This is a genomic window from Rhizobium sp. AAP43 (assembly GCF_001296045.1).
Lineage (GTDB): Bacteria > Pseudomonadota > Alphaproteobacteria > Rhizobiales > Rhizobiaceae > Allorhizobium.
On the sequence record NZ_LJHS01000004.1, the window covers coordinates 127,598 to 147,897 of the forward strand.

Genomic DNA, 20,300 nt, shown 5'->3' on the forward strand with positions numbered 1-20,300 from the left:
AAAATCTGCGTTTCTGAGGAGGTTCAGCGCCTCAGAAGGCGCCTTCCCATTCGGCCATGGCGGCAACGACGCCCGGCAGGTCGGTCATACGCGCGATCACGGTTTCAGCGCCCGCATCCGTCAGCTTGTCGGCATGCGAAGGATAGGTGTGCGAGGCACCGGTAAAGCCGACAACCCGCATGCCTGCGGCGCGGGCCGCATGCACGCCATGCACGGAATCTTCGATGACGATGCATTTCGAAGGGCTGACGCCGAACTGGCTGGCGCCATGCAGGAAGATGTCCGGCTTCGGCTTGACGCGGTCGGCGCCGAGATCCTTGGCGGAATAGATGTGCGGCGCAAAGGCTTCCTTGAAGCCGACCTTTGTCAGCATCATGTCGAGCCGCTGTGAAGATGAATTGGAGCAGATGCAGCGTGGGGTCTTCAGCCGTGCAAGCGCAAAGGCCACGCCCTCGATTGCCTTCACCTCGCGGGCAAGCCGCTGGTCAAGCAATTGCTCCGACTTGTCGATGAGACTGGCAGACAGCGGAATGTCGACTTCCTTCTCGATCGACAGAAGAATGTTCTTCCAGGTCATGCCGGCAAAGCGTTCGCCCATTTCCTCCACCGAGATCGGGTAGCCGGCATCGTTGAGCAGCTTCGATTCGACCTTGGCGGCGATGATTTCGGAATCGACGAGCACGCCGTCGCAATCGAAAAGGATAAGGTCGAAACCGCTCATGCTGGACAATCCGTGGTGATGTTCGAGGATGGCGCCTCCCTACACGATCACGCCCTGAAGGACAATGCAGGCGGCTGCATGGCAGCTCTTCGGCCAGCAGACGCGCACACCGCGCCAGTGTCAGCCGCCGGCAAGCGCCAGCAGGCGTGTCTCTAAATCTTGCGGATAGCGTTCAAGCGCCCGGTCCCGCTCCAGCATGTCGGCAAGCCAGACCCCGTCGGCCGCAAGCCGCACGACGGCAAGTGCCGGGTCTGCATCCGTCTGCCGATGCGCCGTCAGCTGTTCATCGAGCCAGTCCGACCAAAGGGCCCGGAGTGCCGGCTCCGAAAGGATCGCCACCGAGAGGGCCGCCCACAGGCTCTGCGCACCGATCAGGCGATCGGCAAAACAGGCTCTCACATAGGCCCGTGTAAACCGTCCGTCAGCTTTCGAGTCGGTCTCCATGCTCTGCGCGATCTCGTCGCCGAGCTTCCCGAGCAGATCGGCGAAGAGGGCCGCAATCAGGGCCTGCTTGCTGTCGAAATGATGAAGCAGACCGCCCTTGGTCACGCCCGCTGCCCGGGCCACCGCCTCAAGTGTCAGACGGCCAAGTCCGTCTTCCGCCGCAATCCGGGCAGCGCAGTCAATCAGCGCCCGGCGCACCTGTTCCGGCTGCTTGCGACGCCGATAGGCGCTGTCAGCCGGCGCGCTCAATGGGATACCGACCCGGATAGCGTGTTCATCACGATAACACCGGCAATAATCAGCCCGATACCAAGCATGGCAGGCACATCCAGCGTCTGCTTGAAGACGAAAAAGCCGATCGCAGCAGTCAACACGATCCCAAGCCCGCTCCACATGGCATAGGCGACGCCCAGCGGCATGCTGCGCAGTGCAAGGCTGAGCAGGTAGAAGGACGCGGCATAGAAGGCGATCATGCCGGCTGTCGGCAGGAATTTGCTGAACTGGTCAGACTTCTGCAGCAACGTCGTGCCGATGACTTCGAGCAGGATGGCGGCGGCAAGCGCGCCATAGGCGGGCAGGAGAGGGTTCATGGCAGCGATCTCGATTGAGTGACCCCTCAAACATACCGAATGGTCGGTTTGTTCACAAGAGCTGACCTGGCGTTTGTGACGTGTCGACGTGCGCAGCCACACTACTTGCCTATCGAAAGAACAAGGTAAGTATAATTGTAAGTAAGCATCACAATTTTGCCGCCATCGCGGAGCGAGTTCCCGTCCGGCGCCGAGGGCGCCTATACTCGTCAACAGGACATCGAATATGTGCCAGGAATGCGAAACCAATGGCCTTAACCGCCGCAATCTCTTCAAGCTTGCAGGCCTCGCCGGCGTAGGCTTCACCGCAGCCGCCCTGACGGGCGGCGCGACAACGGCGGCTGCCCGGACGCCAACAAAACCAGTCAGCTCGCCGGCTGAAGCGCTCGCCAAACTCAAGGAAGGCAATCGCCGCTTCGTCGAAGATGCCGATGCCTGTGCCGCAGGCCTCGCCTCGCTGCGCGGCGAACTCACTGGTGGTCAGCATCCCTGGGCAACCATTCTCACCTGTTCAGACAGCCGTGTCAGCCCGGAACTGGTTTTCGGTGGGGCAACGCTCGGTGAACTCTTCGTCGTCCGCAATGCCGGCAACGTGCTCGACACCGGTGCGCTCGGCACCATCGAATACGGCGCAGAGCACCTCAAGTCGCCGCTGGTCGTCGTCATGGGCCACAGCAAGTGCGGTGCTGTGAGCGCGGCTTGCGAGGAAGTCGAAAAGGGCAGCGAGCCCGGCGGTTCGATTGGCAAGATGATCCAGCCGATCCTTCCCGCCGCCATCGCCGCCCGCAGCGCCGGCGCGTCTGATTTGATCGCCGACACGGTTCGTCGCAACGCGATCAGTGGCGCCGTGCGGATCGCCAATGAAAGTGCGATCATGCGCGAACTGGTCGAAAAAGGCGAAGTCCAGGTGGTTGCGGCCGTTTATGACATTGCCACCGGCAAGGTCGAATTCATCGACAGCCTGAATTGATCTCAGCCCGTCGCGGTTCGTCCTTACGGGTCGCGACGGCATTGCCCGGGCCTCTGCATGGGTGAGGGAGGTGCGAGGTCACCGGTAAACTCGACAAGCGGAGAAACTCTGCTTTAAGGGAGTGAAAGCCATGCACGTGGCTCTCCTTGTGCCGCGCCGGCTCTAAGCTCGCTCGGCCGCTCTTGAGGCCTGCATGACCATCCGCCTTCGCCCCCATCATCTCCTCTGCATGCTGACCTATGTCGGCAAGGGTTATTCTCCAACCTTCGTGGAGAATTACGAGCGGATCGCCGCCCGGCTTTCGGCGGGTGAAGAGATCGAGCTCATCGAAGGCCCCGATGACATCTGCGCGCCACTCAACGCCGATCCCGAGGCCCATTGCCATGGCGCAAGCGTGACGGCCCGCGATGCGCAAGCGCAAGCATCGGTGGCTCGGCTTCTGGGTGGCCCGCTTGGCCCAGGCGCCCGCATCACGCCGTCGGCCACGCTGTTGGCGCATCTCAGAAATACCTTCGCAACCGGCGAGATCCGCAGCGCGTGTTCGGGCTGCGAATGGAGCGGATTGTGCGACACGGTGGCAGAGGAAGGCTATCTGGGCGTGCGGGTCGCGCCTTGAGGCATGCGCTATCTTTTCGCTGCACGTGACGGGTGACGGCCGGCAAAGCTGAGGTGGATGACACGACCTGCAACCTCTGGCAGACTTTAGACGATACGCCGGAGGCCACGCCATGATCACCCTCGACACAATCCGCGAGATCATCCTTGCGCTGCCCGGCACCGAGGAGACCTCGTCCTGGGGTAATCCCTCATTCAAGGTCAATGGCAAGGCCATGCTCTTCTGGAACCTCGAACATGGCTGCCCGGTCTTCAAGCTGCCTTTCGAGGAGCGCGATCATTTGATTGAGCGGGATCCCGGCACCTTCTTCACGACAGACCACCACAGGCCCTATCCCATGGTGCTGGCCCGCCCGGACAGTGTCGATGTGGAATGGGTGCGAGCCAATCTCATGCGGGTGTGGCGCGATCAGGCGAAGAAGACGGTGGTCAAGGCCTGGGATGCTGGGCGGTGATTCTCCTCTTCTCCCCGGCGGGGAGAAGGTGGCGCGTAGCGCCGGATGAAGGGGATTCCAAAGGAACGCCCCCACCTGCGCGCTTCGAACGCTTCAAAAACATACGGAAATGGCGCGCCGGACTGCTCGCCTACGATCAGGGCATTTTGCTGTGTCTTTCCCTTGGCGAGTTCGTCCTGTGGCTCGGCCTTCCGGCGGTGACGCATCCCACCGCCGCACAAAATCTCACGCCCCGTTCACCCTTCAGTAACCAAGTTCGGTAACCATAAGCATCGAACCCCGTGCTGCGTCAGCGTAAGAGTGAGTAACCGATGGCTTCTGTATTCCCGATTGCCGAACTCCGCCGTTCTTCGGACCCGTTTTCCTGGGTCGACAGCATCATCAAGGGGGATTGCGTTGCAGCCCTTGAAGCGCTGCCGGACAAGTCCGTTGATGTCATCTTCGCCGACCCGCCGTATAACCTGCAGCTTGGTGGTGCGCTTCACCGCCCTGACCAGAGCGTGGTCGATGCCTGCGACGACGAGTGGGACCAGTTCGCCTCCTTTCAGGCCTATGATGCCTTCACCCGCGCCTGGCTGCTTGCCTGCAGACGCGTGCTGAAGCCGACCGGCACCATCTGGGTGATCGGCTCCTATCACAACATCTTCCGCGTCGGTGCGACCTTGCAGGACCTCAATTTCTGGATCCTCAACGACATCGTCTGGCGCAAGACCAACCCCATGCCGAACTTCAAGGGCCGCAGGTTCCAGAACGCCCATGAAACGATGATCTGGGCCTCGCCGGATCCGAAGGCAAAGGGCTACACCTTCAACTACGATGCCCTGAAGGCTTCGAATGACGACGTGCAGATGCGCTCCGACTGGCTCTTCCCGATCTGCTCGGGCGGCGAGCGGCTGAAGGGTGATGACGGCAAGAAGGTCCATCCGACCCAGAAGCCGGAAGCGCTTCTTGCACGCATCCTGATGGCCTCGACGAAGCCGGGCGACATCGTGCTTGATCCCTTCTTCGGCTCCGGCACCACGGGCGCCGTTGCCAAGCGTCTCGGTCGCCATTTCGTCGGCATCGAACGCGAGCAGGATTACATCGATGCAGCCTCGGCCCGCATCGCCGCCGTCGAACCGCTCGGCAAGGTCGAACTGACCGTCTTGACCGGCAAGAAGGGTGAAGCACGCGTTGCCTTCAACACGCTGGTCGAAAGCGGTCTGGTCAAGCCCGGTCAGGTTCTGACCGATGCCAAGCGCCGCCATTCGGCGATCATCCGCGCCGACGGTACGCTGGTCTCCGGCGGCGAGGCTGGCTCGATCCACCGCCTCGGTGCCAAGGTGCAGGGGCTTGATGCCTGCAATGGCTGGACCTTCTGGCATTTCGAAGAGAAGGGCGTGATTCGCCCGATCGATGATCTGCGCAGCGTCATCCGCGCCCGTATGGCCGGCCTCGAATAAGGACCAAGGCGCCATTTGGCGTGATACCGGTCACATCTCGGTCTAGTTCACCCGGTGTCTCTTGCGCCGGGTGTCCCATTTTGAGCGCTGAGTGCGCACGGTCACATACGACTGACCAGTTTCGTGCAAGATGGGGTCACTAAGGCACACAGACATCGGTCGCTTGCGATCGATCTGGCGCGGGCTGGGGTCCGCCAACACCGCCCGCGCCAGCGCCTTAGGCACCGCTCAGACCGTGACGCCGTGCGCTTCAAGATCCGCTTTCAGCTTTTCAGCGCCTGTAAAATGCACCGCATGCCAGCCGGCAGCGCGTGCGCCTTCGACATTCGCCAGACTGTCGTCGATAAAGAGGCTATGGGCCGGCTCCAGCCCGAAATCCTGCGCATGACGCTCGTAGATCGCCACATCCGGCTTGATCAGCCCGATTTCGCCGGACACGGTGACGCCGCGCGGCGCGTTGAGGAACGGATACATCTGCCGCGCTTCCTTGAAAGTATCTGCGGCGAAATTGGTCAGCATGGTCACGTCCCGGCCGGCTTCGATCAGGCCGGTCATGATCGCAACGCTGTCGTCATAGGCATGCGGCACCATTTCGGCCCAATGCTTGCGGAAGGCACGAATATGCGCCTCGCGCTCGGGGAAATCGGCGATCAGCAGCGCTTCGGCCTCATCCCAGCTGCGGCCGCGATCCTGTTCGAGGTTCCAGTCATGGGTGCAGATCCTGGCAAAGAAATCGGCGCGCTCCGCTTCGTCGGGAATGATCCGCGAAAACGGCAGATTGGGATCGTAGTGAATCAACACCTTGCCGATGTCGAAGACGATGTGGCGGATCTCAGTCATGTGTTATCCCTTAAGTGTTGGAAAGGCTGTCGGAATAGCCGCCGCAATTGCCTTCTTCATGACAGTCGGCAGCGCTTCCCCATCAAGTTCGGTGACCGGCACCCAGAAACCGTGATCGCCCTCGGGAGCGTCGAGCGGCCCGGCGCGGAAGATCGACAATCGAAGTTCGAAATGGGTGAAGACATGGGAGATGCTGCCCGCAGCCTGCCAGTCGGCAACAAACGGGGCGGCCTCCGTTCCCGTTTCGCCATCGATGCGTGATGTCCAGGCTGTCGTTGGCACCTCGGTCATGCCGCCGAGAAGACCGGTCTCCAACCGCTTGCGTAAAAGAAGTCGCCCGTCGCGATCCACCGCAATGAAGGCCGCCCCCAGCCGCACCGGCTTCGCCTTTTTTGCGGCCTTCACGGGAAAACGTTCCGGTTCGTCGGTCGCCAACGCAATACAGACATCGTTGAACGGACAGAGCGCGCAGGCCGGCCGCCTCGGCGTGCAGATCGTCGCCCCAAGATCCATCATTGCCTGGGCAAAATCGCCGGGCCGGTCTTGCGGCGTCAGTTCGGCCACCCGCGCCTTCATCTGCGGCTTCGACCCGGGCAGGGGGGCGTCGATCGCGTAGAGACGTGAGATGACCCGCTCGACATTGCCATCCATCACCGCTGCCGGCCGGTTGAAGGCGATTGCCGCGACCGCAGCCGATGTATAGTCGCCGATCCCGGGAAGCGCCCTCAGCCCCTCCTCGGTATCGGGGAAGACCCCGCCATGTTCGAAGGCGACGGCCTCCGCACATTTCTTCAGGTTGCGCGCCCGGGCATAATAGCCAAGTCCCGCCCAGGCGGCCATGACATCCTCGTTCGGCGCATCGGCAAGATCGCGCACCGTCGGCCAGCGCTGCGTAAATTTGGCAAAATAGGCCTTCACCGCTGCAACCGTCGTCTGTTGCAGCATCACCTCCGACATCCAGATATGGTATGGATCGGGCGTGACACCACGCTTGGCCATGGCCGGCGAGATCCGCCACGGCAAATCGCGGTGATGACGGTCGTACCAGGAGAGAAGGGCACTCGCCCTGATTGCCGTCTTGTCGCCTGCCACGTTTGCCGCTACCTGTCGCGCATGAATGAAGGTGGTAATCCATGCATGTATTCCAGAGATCGATGACTGCAAACAACCTGGCGGCGATTTATGCAGTTTTCGTGCTGGCTGCGCTGGGTGGGTCCGTGATCACGGGACTGCTGATTGTGTCGGCGTTTTGGGCATTGGTCTATGTTCTCATCGGGCGCATCCGCCCGAAATTTTCCGCAGGCATTGCAATTTTCTCCATTGTTCTTCTGGCGTACGTTTCAGTCAACCTTCTGTTTTTCATTGTAAATTTTGGCAAAGTCTTCACGGAGCCTCTTGTGGAGCTTCGTAAGATTGCACCGCAAATCCTGTTCCTCGCAGCAATCCCCATAATGTGGCGCCTTGCGATTTCGCCTGGGGAAAGCCTTCTGCCTGCGCTCTGGAGGGGGGCTGCAATCGGTGCCATCGCTGTTCTGCCGTTGGCGCTTTTCCAGCTGTATGGGCTCGGAGAGCGTGCCGAGGGCGGAAGCGGAAACGCCATTCCCTTCGCATTGACCAGCGCACTCTTGAGCGTCACATCGCTTGCCGGGCTTCTCGATGATAACAGACGGTTTCGAATTCTGGCGGGCGCAGGCTTCGTAAGTGGTTACATCTGTGTCTTCCTTGCCCAAACCAAGGGTCTGATGCCGGTTCCGCTGGTCTGTGCTCTCGTCTTCGCAATCGTCTTTTTCCGCCAGAGGATAAGGATTGGACAGGCCGTCGGCCTGCTTGTTTTATTGAGCACACTCGTGGTCGCCGGCCTCTACGGTTCAGGCAGCCACAAACGCTTCCACGATGTCGCACAAAGAGCCATGGGTGACGAGCATGTCGAACTGGATGCATCCTATTCCGTCAGATGGGACATCTGGGTGAAGGCCGTGAGTGCGATTGCCGATGCGCCTCTGGAAGGTCACGGCGTTCAGAACCGTCGGTCGGTCATCCAAAGCTTCGGCTATGCCTATTCGCACATGCATAATGGTTATCTGACCGCCATGGTCGATAATGGCGTTCTGGGCCTGGTCGCCTTGCTCGGATTGCTGCTATCGCCGCTCTACATTGCCTGGCGCGCGCCACGCAATACGCTCTATGGAAGGCGGCTGTTTCTCGCATTCTCTCTGGTCGCGACCTATGCTATCGGTGGTCTGACCAACTTCATCTTCGGCCACGACATCTATGACGCGGTTTTTCTCTGGACGGGCATCGTCATAGCCGTCAGTGCCACCCCGGATCCGATCACAGATGAGCTCTCCGCCTAGGCGCTACGGCGCCAACCAGATTTCAGAGATCGCCAATGGCATCGTCGATCCGGTGCTCGCACGCCGTGCGGGCATCAATACCGCATTGCTCGGCTCCTGGGATGAGATTGTCGGCGAGAACTTTGCCGATTGCACCCGGCCGGAAAAGATCGCCTGGCCCCGGCGCTCGGATCTCCCCGATGATGGCGGCCATCGCCCGGGCGTGCTCACCATTGCCTGCGAGGGCGCCCGCGCGCTCTTCCTCTCCCACACCCAGAATGAACTCGTGTCGCGTATCAACGGCTTTTTCGGTTATCCCGCTATTGGCCAGATCCGAATCGTCCAGAAACCGGTTGCCGCCCCGCCAAAGCGAAGGCGGCCCCGCAAGCTGGAAGGCGAGAAGGCCCGTCGGCTGGACGAGATGATGGAGGGTATCGAAAACGATAATCTCCGTCGCGCAATCGAGCGCCTAGGCACAGCCGTGCTGCAGGCGAAGCGCAAATAGCGCCAAGCTCGGGCGTCGATCGACGAACCCTTCACACGACCCGGCAGACGTCCGGGTGGCCAGCCTCCCAAGCGGCCAGGAGCGACCTCCCCGGCATCACTTCCGTGTCGCCGCGTAAATCCCGTCCCAGTCGGCCGGGGCGTCAGCTGGCAAGGCTTCCAGCCGGTCGCGGTAGATCCGATGTGTTCCGCAGAACAGTCCGGAAAGCGGCGTCAGCTTTCGTCCTGCCATCTCTGCCAGTTCGACGAGTGCTGCCCGCGCTGCCTCGAAGTTACCGGAGCGCCAGGCCGCAATCAGGCCAGCATGCCGGTTGAGCAACTCGGCACTGGCCGCTAGCGCCGGGTCGCCTTCTTGCCCGATCAGAGCATGCAACATCACCGGCGCCTTGCGTCCGATGACCCGCACCAGATCGATTTCCGCAAAGACAAACCCCTCTGTGCGCAGGCGGACTTCTTCTGTCACCAGCACCGGCAGGTCATAGAGTTTGGTCATGCCTTCGACGCGCGAGGCAAGATTGACGCTGTCACCGAGGCAAGAATAACTGAAGCGCTGGTCTGAGCCGAGATTGCCGACACAGGCCATGCCAGTGTTGAGACCGATGCCGATCTTGAGATGCGTGCCCCGGTCACGGTTCAGCGCATCGACGGCGGCGACCATGTCGAGGGCCGCCTGGCAGCCTTTGGCCGGATGGTTGGCAATGTCGAGCGGCGCATTCCAGAAGGCCATGATCGCATCGCCGATATACTTGTCGATCGTTGCCTCGCGCTTCAAAAGCACATCGGTCATTGGCGTCAGGAAGCCGTTGAGCAGGCTGGTCAGCTCGGTCGGCTCAAGTGTTTCCGAAAGTGCTGTAAAGCCGCGGATGTCGGAGAAGAGGATCGTCAGTTCCCGGTCCTCGCCGCCCAGTCGCAGCGCCTCGGGATGTTCCGACAGCCGTTCCACAAGGGCCGGCGCCAGATAGCGCCCGAAGCTCTCGCGCACGAAGCGCTTTTCCCGATGACTGACCATCAGGAGCAGTGGCAGCGTGGTCAGAAGAATAGCGGCAATGCCGAAAAGGGGCTGCAGAGGGTCGAAGAGCAGGAGATGGCGAGAAAAGGCAATCCATGATCCGGAGGCGACGAGCGTCGCCAGAACCACCGCCGCAACCGCGCCAATGGCCGGTGACGCGAGCCAGAGCACAGACAGCATGATCAGGCCTGCGGCGAGCGTCGCGCTCCGTTCGGCCCCGGTAATCCAGTCCGGCCGCTGCAGGAAGATGCCGCTGGTAATCTGGTCGATGATCTCCGCATGGACCCGGACGCCAGGCATGGCCGGATCGAGCGGTGTGGCGACCAGATCGCGCAAGCCGACCGCACTCGTGCCGACGAGCAGGATGCGGCCCTCGATCAGCGGCGCGATGGCCGCCCGTTTTGCCGGGTCAATGAGATCTGCCGCAGATATGACCGGCATTCTCGGCATGCCTGAGTAATAGATCCACAACTCGCCCCCGGCGCTGACCGGCACGTCGAGGGCGCCGACCCTGAGATCGGTAATGGCCGGATTGGCGTCGGTTCCGGCGGTACGGATGATGTAGCTGCCGGCCTGCTGCGCAATTCTGAGCGTCTCAACGGACAGCGCTGGGTAGAGATGCCCATTCGCCCGCGAAACGAGCGGGAAGCTGCGCACGATGTTGTCGGAGCTCGGCGGAAACGAGAAATAGCCCATCGCATCGGCGGCGTCCGTCAGCACTGAGAGATTGGCCAGGGCGCCGCTATAGTCGTTCACGCGAGAAGACGGATCGGCGCCGAGAAAGGAAAAACCCGCCTTCGGCGGTGGCACCGGCGACGAGTGCTCATTGGTGAGGGCGATGCCGATCACCACCGGATCGTCATTGATGGTCTCGGCCAGCAGCCGGTCGGGATCCGGCAACAGGCTGGCCGGCAGATCGAGGGCCACACCTTGTCGGCGCATTTCCTCGGCCATGCGCATGGGCGCGGTCCGGTCGGGTTCGGAAAACACGATATCGAAGCCGATGGCGGCAGCCCCTAGCGCGCTTGCCGAGGTCACCATGTCCGAGACGATGCGGCGCGACCAAGGCCACTGCCCAAGTCTTGCGATCGAGGCTTCGTCAATGTCGACGACAGCGACCGGCGGATCGGTCGCCTCGCGCGGCTTCAGATCCTGGTATGTGTCAAAGACAAGAGCGGCGAGGCGAAAAGCCTGCCGCTCCAGAAGGGCATGAACAAGGATGATGGCAACCAGTGCAGCTGCGCCGATCAGCACAGTGCCCAGTCGACGTCTCTGCGCACCGGAGAGCCGCCGACGGCGCCGAAGCCCGATCGTCATTGGCTGTTGCGGCTTCCGGCAAAGATGCCGCCTGCCGACCATGTGCCATCGACAGCGGTGAAATTGCCCATCACACCCTTGACCGGATCTGCGCCATTGGACGCGAAGGCTCCGTCAACTGTTGTGGTCACGCCGGTAACTGTTTCCGTTCCGCTGAACGTCGCCGTATTGGAGCCGAAGCCGACATCCGTGGCGAGTGTTTTCCCGTCGAAATCGGAAATGGTGACGCGGCCATCGCGGCTGGCAAAATTCATTGTCGCTTCCATCGAGCCGGTCGCGATATACTGCGACCCGCCATTGACGACCGTGCCCACCGCATTGCCGTTATAGGTGGCAGTGCCTGTCGCCGGTACCGCTGCGTATTCCGGTTGCTTGCCGACGATCCAGTTGCCCAGATGCACCGTCTTGTCAGCGGTCGCGGAGCTATTGCGGCCCCACCAGCCCCAGGTCATGAAATCGCAGGCCTGGCAAATTTCGGCTGTCTTGCCGCCGTTGACTGTGCTGTCGTCAAAGATCTTCGCCGCGACCACGTCGGATGAGACCATGTAGCTGCCGTCGCGGGTCGTCGCGGCCATCAACTGGTCGGAGAGATAGGCCGAATCGTCGCCGGCATCGAAGTCGACCAGGAATTCGCCCGAAGCGCCGACGGCAATCGTGCCGGAAAGGCTGCCGTTGCCAGCATTGAAGTCGAGATCGGTGCGCCCGACCAGTACGGAGGAACTGTTGCCCATGGTGCCGACGCCCGACGCAAAGCCCGTCGTGTCATTGCTGCCAAAGCTGCGCGTATCGTCGGTTGCCACATCCGTACGCGAGCCAACATGGACATTGTCATAACCGCTGAGAGGTTGCTCGACCCCGCCGGCAACGACATCCGGCAAGTCGCCCGAACCGATCACCAGATATTCGCCGTTGGCGCCGAGGAACTGGTCCTTGCCCACTTGCGATCCGATCGTCTCGGCCGCGCCCTGATTATGGCTTGCCGTGTCCGTTGCATCGGTGCGGCTCGATCCAGCCATGCCGCCGGTCAGGCCATAGCCGCCGCCCTGAAGCAGGCCGACAGTGCCGGCAAAGACGTTGATCGCACTGGTCTGGGTGGCGCCGGTCCCGCTGATGTCGAGCGATGCCTGCAGCGACCGACCAATCACAGTGCTGCCCGCCGTGGGCTGGACGCCCATGACATAGAGGTCGCTTGAAACCGTGTTGTCGGTGAAGCCGCTTGCATCACCGACGAAGGGGATCGTCGTCCCCTCGCCATTTGTCAGGGAAGCCAGTGCGTCTGGTTCAAGCCTGTAGCGCAGGATTTCGCCGCTGGCGAGCGTTGTGACAGCATTCGCCGGCGTGCCACCAATCACGTAGAATGGCTTGTTATTGGCGTTTTTCAGCATGTATGCGACGAAATCGCCGGTGCCTGTATAGGCCGTGCCGGAGACCCGGCCGACGCCCCGCGCATAACCAGAAACATGGTGTTCGGTCAGCGTTGCGGTCGGTGCAAGCGTCGGCAGGGTAAACCGGCCACTGGTGCCATAGGTCCCCTTCGACCCGCCGTTCGCGCCCTCGGTAATCAGGCCGACAGCTTGATTGACGTTGCCGGAAGTATCCGGGGTCACGATCGTGACGGGCACGGGACGCAGCGTGTCTCGGGTCGAATCACCGGCCAGCTGGTCAGAGGGCTTGGTGGCTGGCTTCGGCTGCGGAACGGGGATCTTGTTCTGGTTCGGTGCGACGCCGGAATTGCTCCGCTCCAGCCGGCTCTTTTCCACCGTCTGGTCGTTTGGCCGGTTGATCGAGCCGCCATCGAAGCCCGGGCGACCGGCAAGATGCTGCTGCAAGCCGCTCACCCAATCGAGAGGTGTCCGGCTGACCCTTGAATTGGTCCCGTCCGAGATGATCGAGAAACCCGACTTGAACAGCCGCTGCGGCCGGCCACGGCCGGTCAACTCAACCTCTTTGCCATAGACCAGCGACATGTGCGGCGGCATGCTGCGGCCTTGCGCATCGCGGCCGTCGAGATTGATGTCGACGACCGCACCGCGAATACCAGCGGTGCCGATCGGCGTGTTGATCGTGACATTGCCACCCTTCTTCGAGGCTTTGCCGCCGATGAAGCGCAGTGCGCCCTTGGTCATGGTCGCGGTGAGCGATGCCGTCTTGGATTTCGGGTCGTAAACGAAGTTGTCGATGACGACGGAAGAGTTCGGCCCGATCGTAAAGGCGGTACCGTCGGCGAGCAGGATCTGGACAAGTCCCTCGGCACTTGTCTCGATCCGGTGATTACGGATCACGGGGTCACCGAGCGAAATCAGCTTGCCCTTGCCTTGACCGTCATACGCAGCCGCCTGGGGGTTAACAGCCGCTGCAACACCGGCGCGTTCGCCCTCGGCGAAGCTTGGACCCGACAAGCCGAAGAAGAGAGCCGTCGACGCGGCGAGTGCTGTTCTGATCGTCATCATCTTGCTCAAGTCTCGGCTCCTGCAACATTTCCGGCGAACCGCCTCAGCGGCCTGGTGTCCAGAAAGGCGAAAATACAAACAGACAGAATTTGTCCAGTGATCCTGCGCTCACTGCACGCGTCCTAGAAGGCAGATTGCACGCCCACCGACAACGTGATGTTGTCGAAGGCCTTGATGTCGTAGTTGGACCAGACCTTGCGATACCCCGCCTCGGTCACGAGCGCGACCCGTTCGGTGAACGGCATGATCTGGCGCAGGTTGAGTGAAAGCTCCGTATCCTGCTGGCGCTCTTCCGCATTGATCATGATGTCGGGGTCGTCGTAATTGCGCCGCGAAACACCGGCATCGAGCGCCAGGATCCAGGCCGGGCCTTCGCCGACCGGCGCCTTGTAGCGCAGGGCCGTGCTGATCACCGCCCCGACATCGCTCGATGCGAGATAGCCGTCACGTGCTTCCTTGCGCGAGGCCAGAAGCCTGCCGGTCACGCTGAGGCTCTCGGTAAGGTAGCGCGAATAGGAGACCTGCGTGTCGAACCGGTTGCCGCTCTGCTGTTCGGCGGTCAGTCGTGTCTTCGTGTTGGTATAGTCTTCGTAGCGATAGGTGAACTGGAAGCTGAAGGCATCGATCGGCGAGATCTGCCAGTCGAAGGTCGTCGATGCGCCAAGCGAACCCAGATAGCGATCCCCTTCGAGCAGCACGCCGCTCGACACGAGGAAGACCGACAGAGAGCGATCATCGAGCCCGAATCGGGCGAGATCGAAGGTCGGCCCCAGATAGACTTCAGCCGCTGCCGTATTCAGCGTGTCGCGTTTGTCGTAGCCGGCCGCATAACCCGAAACTCCCGCTTCGATCGCAATGCCCTGCTCGTCGAGATCGTGACGATAGCGCACCGATCCATTGGCATAGGCGTTGACGTCTTCGCCGGCGACGGTGAGGTCGTCGACCAGATAGGGAAGTCCGTTCAGGGTAACGGTCGAGTTTGTCGGGCCGGCATTGGCATTGCTCTGGTAGCGCAACCCCTTGCGAACCGATCCGGCAAAGTCGGAGGCCGACGATCCCTGGCGATCGATCGCGGCAATATATTGCGCCACGCGCGTCTGCACTTCCGCTGGCACATCCGGCCCGGCAAGCGTGGCATCGAAGTATTGTCGGGCCGTCTCGTAAGCGCCTAGTCGGAAATAGAGAACGCCGAGTTCAAGCTGCAGACGGGGCAGGCCAGGTGCGTAGATCAGCATCCGTTCCAGCGTCGAGATGGCGCCTTCGAGATCCCCGGCGCGCGACGAGAGAGCCGCATACTGGAAGGCGACGTCGAGATCGTCGGGCCGTTCCATCATCAGCTGGAACAGCCGGTCTCGCTCTGCCTGGATGGCGTCTGCCGACAGCTCGCCAGTCCGCGGAGCCACGTTTTCCGACGACTGCGCAAGCGCCGGCGAACCAACGACGGTGGTGAGGACTGCCAGAATATTAACGGCTGCCGTAACGGAAAAACGGGAGACGGCGGGGAGGGGCGACGCCATGAAGGTATACTCGGTTACGAAGTCGTAAATTGTTTCTAGTGCAAGTTAAAGCTCTGTTAAACACCGAGTTTTCACGGGTTAACGACCAAGTCTGGGATCTTGTTCGCGTCCCTCTGTACCTCAGCGAAGCGTAACTTAATCGTGAGCAGGCGGTAACGCAATCCTGTCAACTTCCGTTACGTAAGGTTTTCCCGTGTGTCTGGTTAATTGAACAGTCTCTGTTCAATCAATTTCGAAAGTAAGTGTAGATCAGTGCCGAAAAGGACCGCTGGCCGTCCATTTGTCGGTGGCCAAAGGCAGGGTGCGACTCCAGGTCGGACAAATTCAGGACCGAGCTCTGTCACGCAACTTTGATTTTTCTAAGGTGGGGCTGCCTTGTTTGCCGCGACTTCGCGTTATAACGAGAAATACGCCTTTCATCTCCCAGCAGGTAAGACACAGATGTCCCTTTCCGAACTCTCGATCACCAAGCGCCGCCTTCTGGGCGGCATCGCCGCCACAGCCGTCGGCGTCACTCTCGCCGCATCCACTGGGTCAACGGCATTTGCCGTGGACCTTCCGACATCCGACCGCGATGTTGATATGGAAGAGGCGCTGAAGCCCGGCGCGCTGAAGGAAATGGCGCTCGGCGATCCCAATGCGCCGGTCAAGATCATCGAATACATGTCGATGACCTGCCCGCACTGCGCCAACTTCCATGAAAAGACCTTCGACACGATCAAGACAAAATATGTCGACACCGGCAAGGTCTATTTCGTGCTGCGCGAATTCCCCTTCCCGCAGGACACGGCCTCGCTTGCCGCCTTCATGCTGGCGCGCTGCACCACGGAAGACAAGTTCTTCCCCTTCGTCTCGATGTTCCTCAAGCAGCAGGCCGCCTGGGCCGCCCCGACCGATGGTGATGTGCGCGGCGCCATGCTCCAGCTGTCCAAGCTCGGTGGTTTTACACAGGAGAGCTTCGATGCGTGCTTGACGAACGCGAAGCTTGCGGCTGATGTGTCCGCGATCCGCGATCGCGGCGCACAGGAGTTCGGCATCCAGTCCACGCCGTCCTTCCTGATCAATGGCAAGGCCTATTCGGGAGACATGTCGGTTGACTCCATGTCGGCCCTCATCGACAGCCTGCTCTAATCGACGTTCCGTCATGATGACGGGCGCCGGTGATATCTGCGCGCCCGTTTCCGCCCTCTCCGCGAAGGAGAGGGCTCGATGAAGTTCAACCGTCTGCGCCTCGTCGGCTTCAAGTCCTTCGTCGAATCCTCCGAATTCGTCATCGAGCGCGGCCTGACCGGCATTGTCGGGCCGAATGGCTGCGGCAAGTCGAACCTCGTCGAGGCCCTGCGCTGGGTCATGGGCGAGAATTCCTACAAGAACATGCGCGCGTCCGGCATGGACGACGTGATCTTCTCCGGCTCGGGCAATCGCCCGGCCCGCAACACGGCCGAAGTCGGCCTCTATCTCGACAATTCCGACCGCACGGCACCCGCCGCGTTCAACGATGCCGACGAGATTCAGGTGACCCGCCGCATCGAGCGCGGCAATGGTTCGGTCTACCGCATCAATGGCAAGGAAGCCCGCGCCAAGGATGTGCAGCTCCTCTTTGCCGATGCCTCCACCGGTGCCCGCTCGCCCTCCATGGTCGGCCAGGGCCGCATTGGTGAGCTGATCGCGGCCAAGCCGCAGGCCCGCCGGCAATTGCTTGAAGAAGCTGCGGGTATTTCCGGCCTGCATTCGCGCCGCCACGAGGCCGAACTGCGCCTGCGCGCCGCCGAGACCAATCTCGAGCGCCTCGAAGACATCACCGCCCAGCTCGAAACGCAGATCGAGAGCCTCAAGCGCCAGGCCCGGCAAGCCAACCGCTTCAAGCAATTGTCCGCCGATATCCGCGCGCATGATGCGATGCTTCTCCACATTCGCTGGGCTCAGGCTAAACAGGCCGAGGGCGAGGCGGAAAGCGCGCTCAATCAGGCCATGTCGATCGTGGCTGAAAAGGCCAACTTTCAGATGGAAGCGGCCAAGCTCCAGGCGATTGCCAGCCTCAAGCTGCCGGAACTGCGTGAGGAGGAGGCAAAGGCCGCCGCTGCCCTGCAGCGCCTGCAGATCGCCCGCACCCAGCTGGACGAAGAGGCCTCGCGCCTCATGCGCCGCCGTGACGAACTCACCCGCCGGCTTGCCCAGCTCGATGAGGATATCCGCCGCGAGGAGCGCCTCGTCTCCGAGAATGCCGAGGTCATCGGCCGGCTTTCGGAAGAAGAGTCAGAACTTGAGGAAATCCTTGCCGATGCCGGACGCTTTGCCGAAGAGGCGAAGGATAGCTTTGACGCCGCTGCGGCAACGCTTGCCGACAGCGAACGCGACTTCACCCGGCTGACCGCCGAGCGCGCCGAGGCCGCTGCCGGCCGCAACCAACTGGAACGCGCCATCCGTGATCTGAGCGAACGCCGTGCCCGTCTCGAGCGTCAGGTGTCGGAGGCCTCCCGCGAACTCTCCGAGATTTCTGACCGCATCGCATCGCTGCCCGATCCGGACGAAAAGCGCGAAATGGTCGAGATCGCCGAACAGGCCGTCGCCGATGCCGAAAGTGCTGCCATGGAGGCCGAGGCAGCGCTGACCGAAGCCCGCCGCACCGAAAGCCATCTGCGCCAGCCGCTCGAAGCCGCCCGTGCCCGCGTCAACGGTCTGGAGACCGAAGCCCGCACCATCGCCCGCATCCTGGCCTCGACCACGACAGGTGATTTTGCCGCCGTGGCCGACGAACTCTCCGTCGATCGCGGTTATGAGACGGCGCTGGGGGCAGCCCTTGGCGACGATCTCGACAGTGCGCTTGATCTCGACGCCCCCGCCCATTGGCATGGGAATGGCGACGGGGCAGGGGATCCGGCCCTTCCCGAGGGTGCCAAACCGCTGATCGCCCATGTCCGCGCACCGGATGTGCTTTCGAGGTCACTGCGCCAGATCGGCGTGGTCGAAGAGCCGGACGCGCTCGCCCTGATGGCAAAACTCGCCCCCGGCCAGCGCCTCGTCACCCGTGACGGTGCCGTCTATCGCTGGGATGGTCATGTCACCGGTGCCGATGCCCCGAGTGCGGCGGCTTTACGGCTTGCTCAGAAGAACCGCCTTGCCGAAATCGAGCTGGAAACCGAAGAAGCCCGCGACCAGATGGTCGAGGCCGAAGATCGCCTCGCCGAAGCCGCAGAGGCCATTCGCGCTGAAGAGGCCCGCCTGACGGATGCCCGCGACCGCAGCCGCCTTACGGTGCGCGCACTCGCCGAAGCTCGCGAGGCGCTGACCCAGGCCGAACGGGCCTCCGGCGATCTGATCCGCCGCCGCGAGGTGATCGAGGAGGCGGTGAATGGCCTGAAGGGCCAGATCGAAGAGATCGTCGAGCAGGAAGAATCCGCGCGCATCGAGATGGAGGAGACGCCTGATCTATCGGCCCTCGACGTCAAGCTGCGTGACGCCGAGGCGATTGTCGCCCGTGATCGCGGCCTTCTGGCCGAAGCCCGTGCTCGCTTTGAAGGCCTTGCGCGCGAAGACGAAATGCGTCGCCGCCGCATCCTGTCGATCCGCCAGGAAAAGCAGAACTGGCAGAACCGCGCCAAGTCTGCGGAAGACCATATCGCGACGCTGCGCGAGCGCGAGGCCGAGGCGCGCGAGGAGATCACCGATCTCGAAATGGCGCCGGATGAATTCGAGGACAAGCGTCGCGCACTGTTGAGCGCGCTGGACAAGGCCGACAAGGACCGCCGCGAGGCGGGAGACAGGCTGATCGAGGCGGAAAGCCGCCAGCGCGAGGCCGACCAGAAGGCGGCAGCCGCGCTCGCCACCCTTGCCGAAGCCCGTGAAAAGCGGGGCCGCGCCGAAGAGCGCCTTGTCTCTGCCCGCGAATGGCGCATTGAGGCCGAGACCCGTATCGCTGAAACGCTGAACGTGCCGCCGCACGAGGCTTTCCGCCTCACGGGCCTCAAGGACCCTTCTGAAATCCGCGATCTGCGCGAGGTTGAGCGCGATCTCGACCGCCTGAAGATCGAGCGGGAACGCCTCGGCGCCGTCAACCTGCGGGCCGAAGAAGAGCAGAAGGAATTGGCGGACAAGCTCGCAGCCCTGGTCAAGGAGCGCGACGACATCATTGATGCGATCCGCAAGCTGCGCGGTGCGATCCAGAGCCTCAACCGCGAAGGCCGTGAACGCCTTCTCGCCGCCTTCGATGTGGTCAACGCTCAGTTCCAGCGCCTCTTCACCCACTTGTTCAATGGTGGCACGGCCGAACTGCAGCTGATCGAAAGCGACGACCCGCTGGAAGCCGGCCTCGAAATCCTCGCCCGCCCACCGGGCAAGAAGCCGCAGACCATGACGTTGCTCTCGGGCGGCGAACAGGCTCTGACCGCCATGGCGCTGATCTTCGCCGTCTTCCTGACGAACCCAGCCCCGATCTGCGTGCTGGACGAGGTGGACGCACCGCTCGACGACCACAATGTCGAGCGCTACTGCAACCTGATGGACGAAATGGCCGCCTCGACCGAGACCCGCTTCGTCATCATCACCCACAATCCGATCACCATGGCCCGCATGAACCGCCTCTTCGGCGTCACCATGGCCGAACAGGGCGTCTCCCAGCTCGTCTCCGTCGATCTGCAGATGGCAGAAGCCTTGCGCGAGAAAGATCTGGCGTGAAGGGGCGCGGGATTGTGCTGATCGCCGGCATGTTCTTGGCCAGTTCACTTGCGGCCCAACCCAACTCCGCCCCACTGTCCGGCAACTACCTGCCGCAGGTGCTTGCCGCGTCGCAAGCCCATCGCGACAGTCTGACGGCGATGATCAAGGGGCAGCCCGGACTGCCCTACTGGGTCAGATCGCTGGTGCGCCAGCCGCGTTATGTGGCGCTGGCCTCGCAGGAGATCCGGGTGAAGGACACGCCAATGCAGTTGTTCCGCGCCTGCGAGGCGCGCCGATGCGAGGCAAGCTGGCTTCGGGCGCTGTTTTCGGCTGATGGCAAGCGCGCGCTTCTTTACATCTCTGACGATAAACTCGGCATCAAGATCTTCGGCGATCCGACGCCGCAGGAGCTGGCCTTCATCGCCCGGCCATAGCCG

The 20,300-nt window shown here is 62.1% G+C and carries 17 protein-coding genes; 9 read left to right on the forward strand and 8 right to left on the reverse strand.

All coding sequences use genetic code 11. From position 1 onward, the window contains the following. Positions 1 to 31: 31 nt before the first annotated feature. From IP76_RS02700 to IP76_RS02710, 3 genes are all read right to left on the reverse strand, one after another. Positions 32 to 721, reverse strand: coding sequence for an HAD family hydrolase (locus IP76_RS02700; RefSeq protein ID WP_054156635.1), 690 nt, complete (start codon positions 719 to 721; stop codon positions 32 to 34). Positions 722 to 841: 120 nt separating this feature from the next. Beyond that, positions 842 to 1,414, reverse strand: a complete 573-nt coding sequence (locus IP76_RS02705) for a TetR/AcrR family transcriptional regulator (RefSeq protein ID WP_245281367.1) — start codon at positions 1,412 to 1,414, stop codon at positions 842 to 844. Beyond that, positions 1,411 to 1,755: a multidrug efflux SMR transporter gene (locus IP76_RS02710; RefSeq protein WP_054156636.1), complete on the reverse strand. Its 345-nt coding sequence runs from the start codon at positions 1,753 to 1,755 to the stop codon at positions 1,411 to 1,413. Before IP76_RS02710 ends, IP76_RS02705 begins: the two co-directional genes overlap by 4 nt. Positions 1,756 to 1,981: 226 nt before the next feature. On the opposite strand from IP76_RS02710, the gene IP76_RS02715 reads away from it, so the two are divergent. The 4 genes from IP76_RS02715 (at position 1,982) to IP76_RS02730 (ending at position 5,237) form a co-directional block, all read left to right on the forward strand. Continuing rightward, entirely contained in the window at positions 1,982 to 2,725 is a 744-nt protein-coding gene (locus IP76_RS02715; RefSeq protein ID WP_054156637.1) for a carbonic anhydrase, read from the forward strand. A gap of 193 nt (positions 2,726 to 2,918) precedes the next feature. Next, positions 2,919 to 3,341 (forward strand): DUF1284 domain-containing protein, encoded by a 423-nt coding sequence (locus tag IP76_RS02720; RefSeq protein ID WP_054156638.1) that lies wholly within the window; start codon positions 2,919 to 2,921, stop codon positions 3,339 to 3,341. A gap of 112 nt (positions 3,342 to 3,453) precedes the next feature. Then, a complete protein-coding gene (locus tag IP76_RS02725) occupies positions 3,454 to 3,795 on the forward strand; it encodes an MmcQ/YjbR family DNA-binding protein (RefSeq protein ID WP_054156639.1) in 342 nt (113 codons plus the stop codon). Between the two features lie 311 nt (positions 3,796 to 4,106). Then, complete coding sequence (locus IP76_RS02730; protein ID WP_054156640.1) at positions 4,107 to 5,237, forward strand: site-specific DNA-methyltransferase; 1,131 nt, start codon at positions 4,107 to 4,109, stop codon at positions 5,235 to 5,237. Between the two features lie 228 nt (positions 5,238 to 5,465). Here the strand turns inward: IP76_RS02730 and IP76_RS02735 are convergent, their stop codons facing one another. Next, a complete protein-coding gene (locus tag IP76_RS02735) occupies positions 5,466 to 6,077 on the reverse strand; it encodes an HAD family phosphatase (protein WP_054156641.1) in 612 nt (203 codons plus the stop codon). A gap of 3 nt (positions 6,078 to 6,080) precedes the next feature. After that, positions 6,081 to 7,169: an A/G-specific adenine glycosylase gene (mutY, locus tag IP76_RS02740; RefSeq protein ID WP_054156642.1), complete on the reverse strand. Its 1,089-nt coding sequence runs from the start codon at positions 7,167 to 7,169 to the stop codon at positions 6,081 to 6,083. Between the two features lie 305 nt (positions 7,170 to 7,474). On the opposite strand from mutY, the gene IP76_RS02745 reads away from it, so the two are divergent. Both IP76_RS02745 and IP76_RS02750 read left to right on the forward strand, forming a co-directional pair. Continuing rightward, complete coding sequence (locus IP76_RS02745; RefSeq protein WP_197278298.1) at positions 7,475 to 8,431, forward strand: O-antigen ligase; 957 nt, start codon at positions 7,475 to 7,477, stop codon at positions 8,429 to 8,431. After that, the gene (locus IP76_RS02750) at positions 8,415 to 8,915 is read left to right on the forward strand and encodes a DUF721 domain-containing protein (RefSeq protein ID WP_054156644.1); all 501 of its coding nucleotides are present in this window, start codon (positions 8,415 to 8,417) and stop codon (positions 8,913 to 8,915) included. Before IP76_RS02745 ends, IP76_RS02750 begins: the two co-directional genes overlap by 17 nt. Positions 8,916 to 9,011: 96 nt before the next feature. Here the strand turns inward: IP76_RS02750 and IP76_RS02755 are convergent, their stop codons facing one another. The 3 genes from IP76_RS02755 to IP76_RS02765 all read right to left on the reverse strand — a co-directional run bounded on the left by IP76_RS02755 (position 9,012) and on the right by IP76_RS02765 (position 15,207). After that, complete coding sequence (locus IP76_RS02755; protein WP_054156645.1) at positions 9,012 to 11,240, reverse strand: CHASE2 domain-containing protein; 2,229 nt, start codon at positions 11,238 to 11,240, stop codon at positions 9,012 to 9,014. Continuing rightward, positions 11,237 to 13,690, reverse strand: a complete 2,454-nt coding sequence (locus IP76_RS02760; RefSeq protein WP_245281374.1) for a FecR domain-containing protein — start codon at positions 13,688 to 13,690, stop codon at positions 11,237 to 11,239. The genes IP76_RS02755 and IP76_RS02760 overlap by 4 nt, the downstream gene beginning before the upstream one ends. Positions 13,691 to 13,812: 122 nt before the next feature. Then, the gene (locus IP76_RS02765; RefSeq protein ID WP_054156647.1) at positions 13,813 to 15,207 is read right to left on the reverse strand and encodes a tetratricopeptide repeat protein; all 1,395 of its coding nucleotides are present in this window, start codon (positions 15,205 to 15,207) and stop codon (positions 13,813 to 13,815) included. Between the two features lie 441 nt (positions 15,208 to 15,648). On the opposite strand from IP76_RS02765, the gene IP76_RS02770 reads away from it, so the two are divergent. The 3 genes from IP76_RS02770 to IP76_RS02780 all read left to right on the forward strand — a co-directional run bounded on the left by IP76_RS02770 (position 15,649) and on the right by IP76_RS02780 (position 20,297). Next, entirely contained in the window at positions 15,649 to 16,338 is a 690-nt protein-coding gene (locus IP76_RS02770) for a DsbA family protein (protein ID WP_054156648.1), read from the forward strand. Between the two features lie 78 nt (positions 16,339 to 16,416). Next, positions 16,417 to 19,881, forward strand: a complete 3,465-nt coding sequence (locus IP76_RS02775) for a chromosome segregation SMC family protein (protein ID WP_054156649.1) — start codon at positions 16,417 to 16,419, stop codon at positions 19,879 to 19,881. Then, positions 19,878 to 20,297 carry an Ivy family c-type lysozyme inhibitor gene (locus IP76_RS02780; protein WP_054156650.1) on the forward strand — a complete coding sequence of 140 codons (420 nt, stop codon included), beginning with the start codon at positions 19,878 to 19,880 and terminating at the stop codon, positions 20,295 to 20,297. Before IP76_RS02775 ends, IP76_RS02780 begins: the two co-directional genes overlap by 4 nt. Positions 20,298 to 20,300 lie beyond the last annotated feature (3 nt).

Bases quoted from the DNA above. Each gene is read 5' to 3' on its own strand.
- IP76_RS02700 (WP_054156635.1), bottom strand. From the start codon at position 721: ATGAGCGGTTTCGACCTTATCCTTTTCGATTGCGACGGCGTGCTCGTC.
- IP76_RS02710 (WP_054156636.1), bottom strand. From the start codon at position 1,755: ATGAACCCTCTCCTGCCCGCCTATGGCGCGCTTGCCGCCGCCATCCTG.
- IP76_RS02715 (WP_054156637.1), top strand. From the start codon at position 1,982: ATGTGCCAGGAATGCGAAACCAATGGCCTTAACCGCCGCAATCTCTTC.
- IP76_RS02720 (WP_054156638.1), top strand. From the start codon at position 2,919: ATGACCATCCGCCTTCGCCCCCATCATCTCCTCTGCATGCTGACCTAT.
- IP76_RS02725 (WP_054156639.1), top strand. From the start codon at position 3,454: ATGATCACCCTCGACACAATCCGCGAGATCATCCTTGCGCTGCCCGGC.
- IP76_RS02730 (WP_054156640.1), top strand. From the start codon at position 4,107: ATGGCTTCTGTATTCCCGATTGCCGAACTCCGCCGTTCTTCGGACCCG.
- IP76_RS02735 (WP_054156641.1), bottom strand. From the start codon at position 6,077: ATGACTGAGATCCGCCACATCGTCTTCGACATCGGCAAGGTGTTGATT.
- IP76_RS02750 (WP_054156644.1), top strand. From the start codon at position 8,415: ATGAGCTCTCCGCCTAGGCGCTACGGCGCCAACCAGATTTCAGAGATC.
- IP76_RS02755 (WP_054156645.1), bottom strand. From the start codon at position 11,240: ATGACGATCGGGCTTCGGCGCCGTCGGCGGCTCTCCGGTGCGCAGAGA.
- IP76_RS02760 (WP_245281374.1), bottom strand. From the start codon at position 13,690: ATGATGACGATCAGAACAGCACTCGCCGCGTCGACGGCTCTCTTCTTC.
- IP76_RS02765 (WP_054156647.1), bottom strand. From the start codon at position 15,207: ATGGCGTCGCCCCTCCCCGCCGTCTCCCGTTTTTCCGTTACGGCAGCC.
- IP76_RS02770 (WP_054156648.1), top strand. From the start codon at position 15,649: ATGTCCCTTTCCGAACTCTCGATCACCAAGCGCCGCCTTCTGGGCGGC.
- IP76_RS02775 (WP_054156649.1), top strand. From the start codon at position 16,417: ATGAAGTTCAACCGTCTGCGCCTCGTCGGCTTCAAGTCCTTCGTCGAA.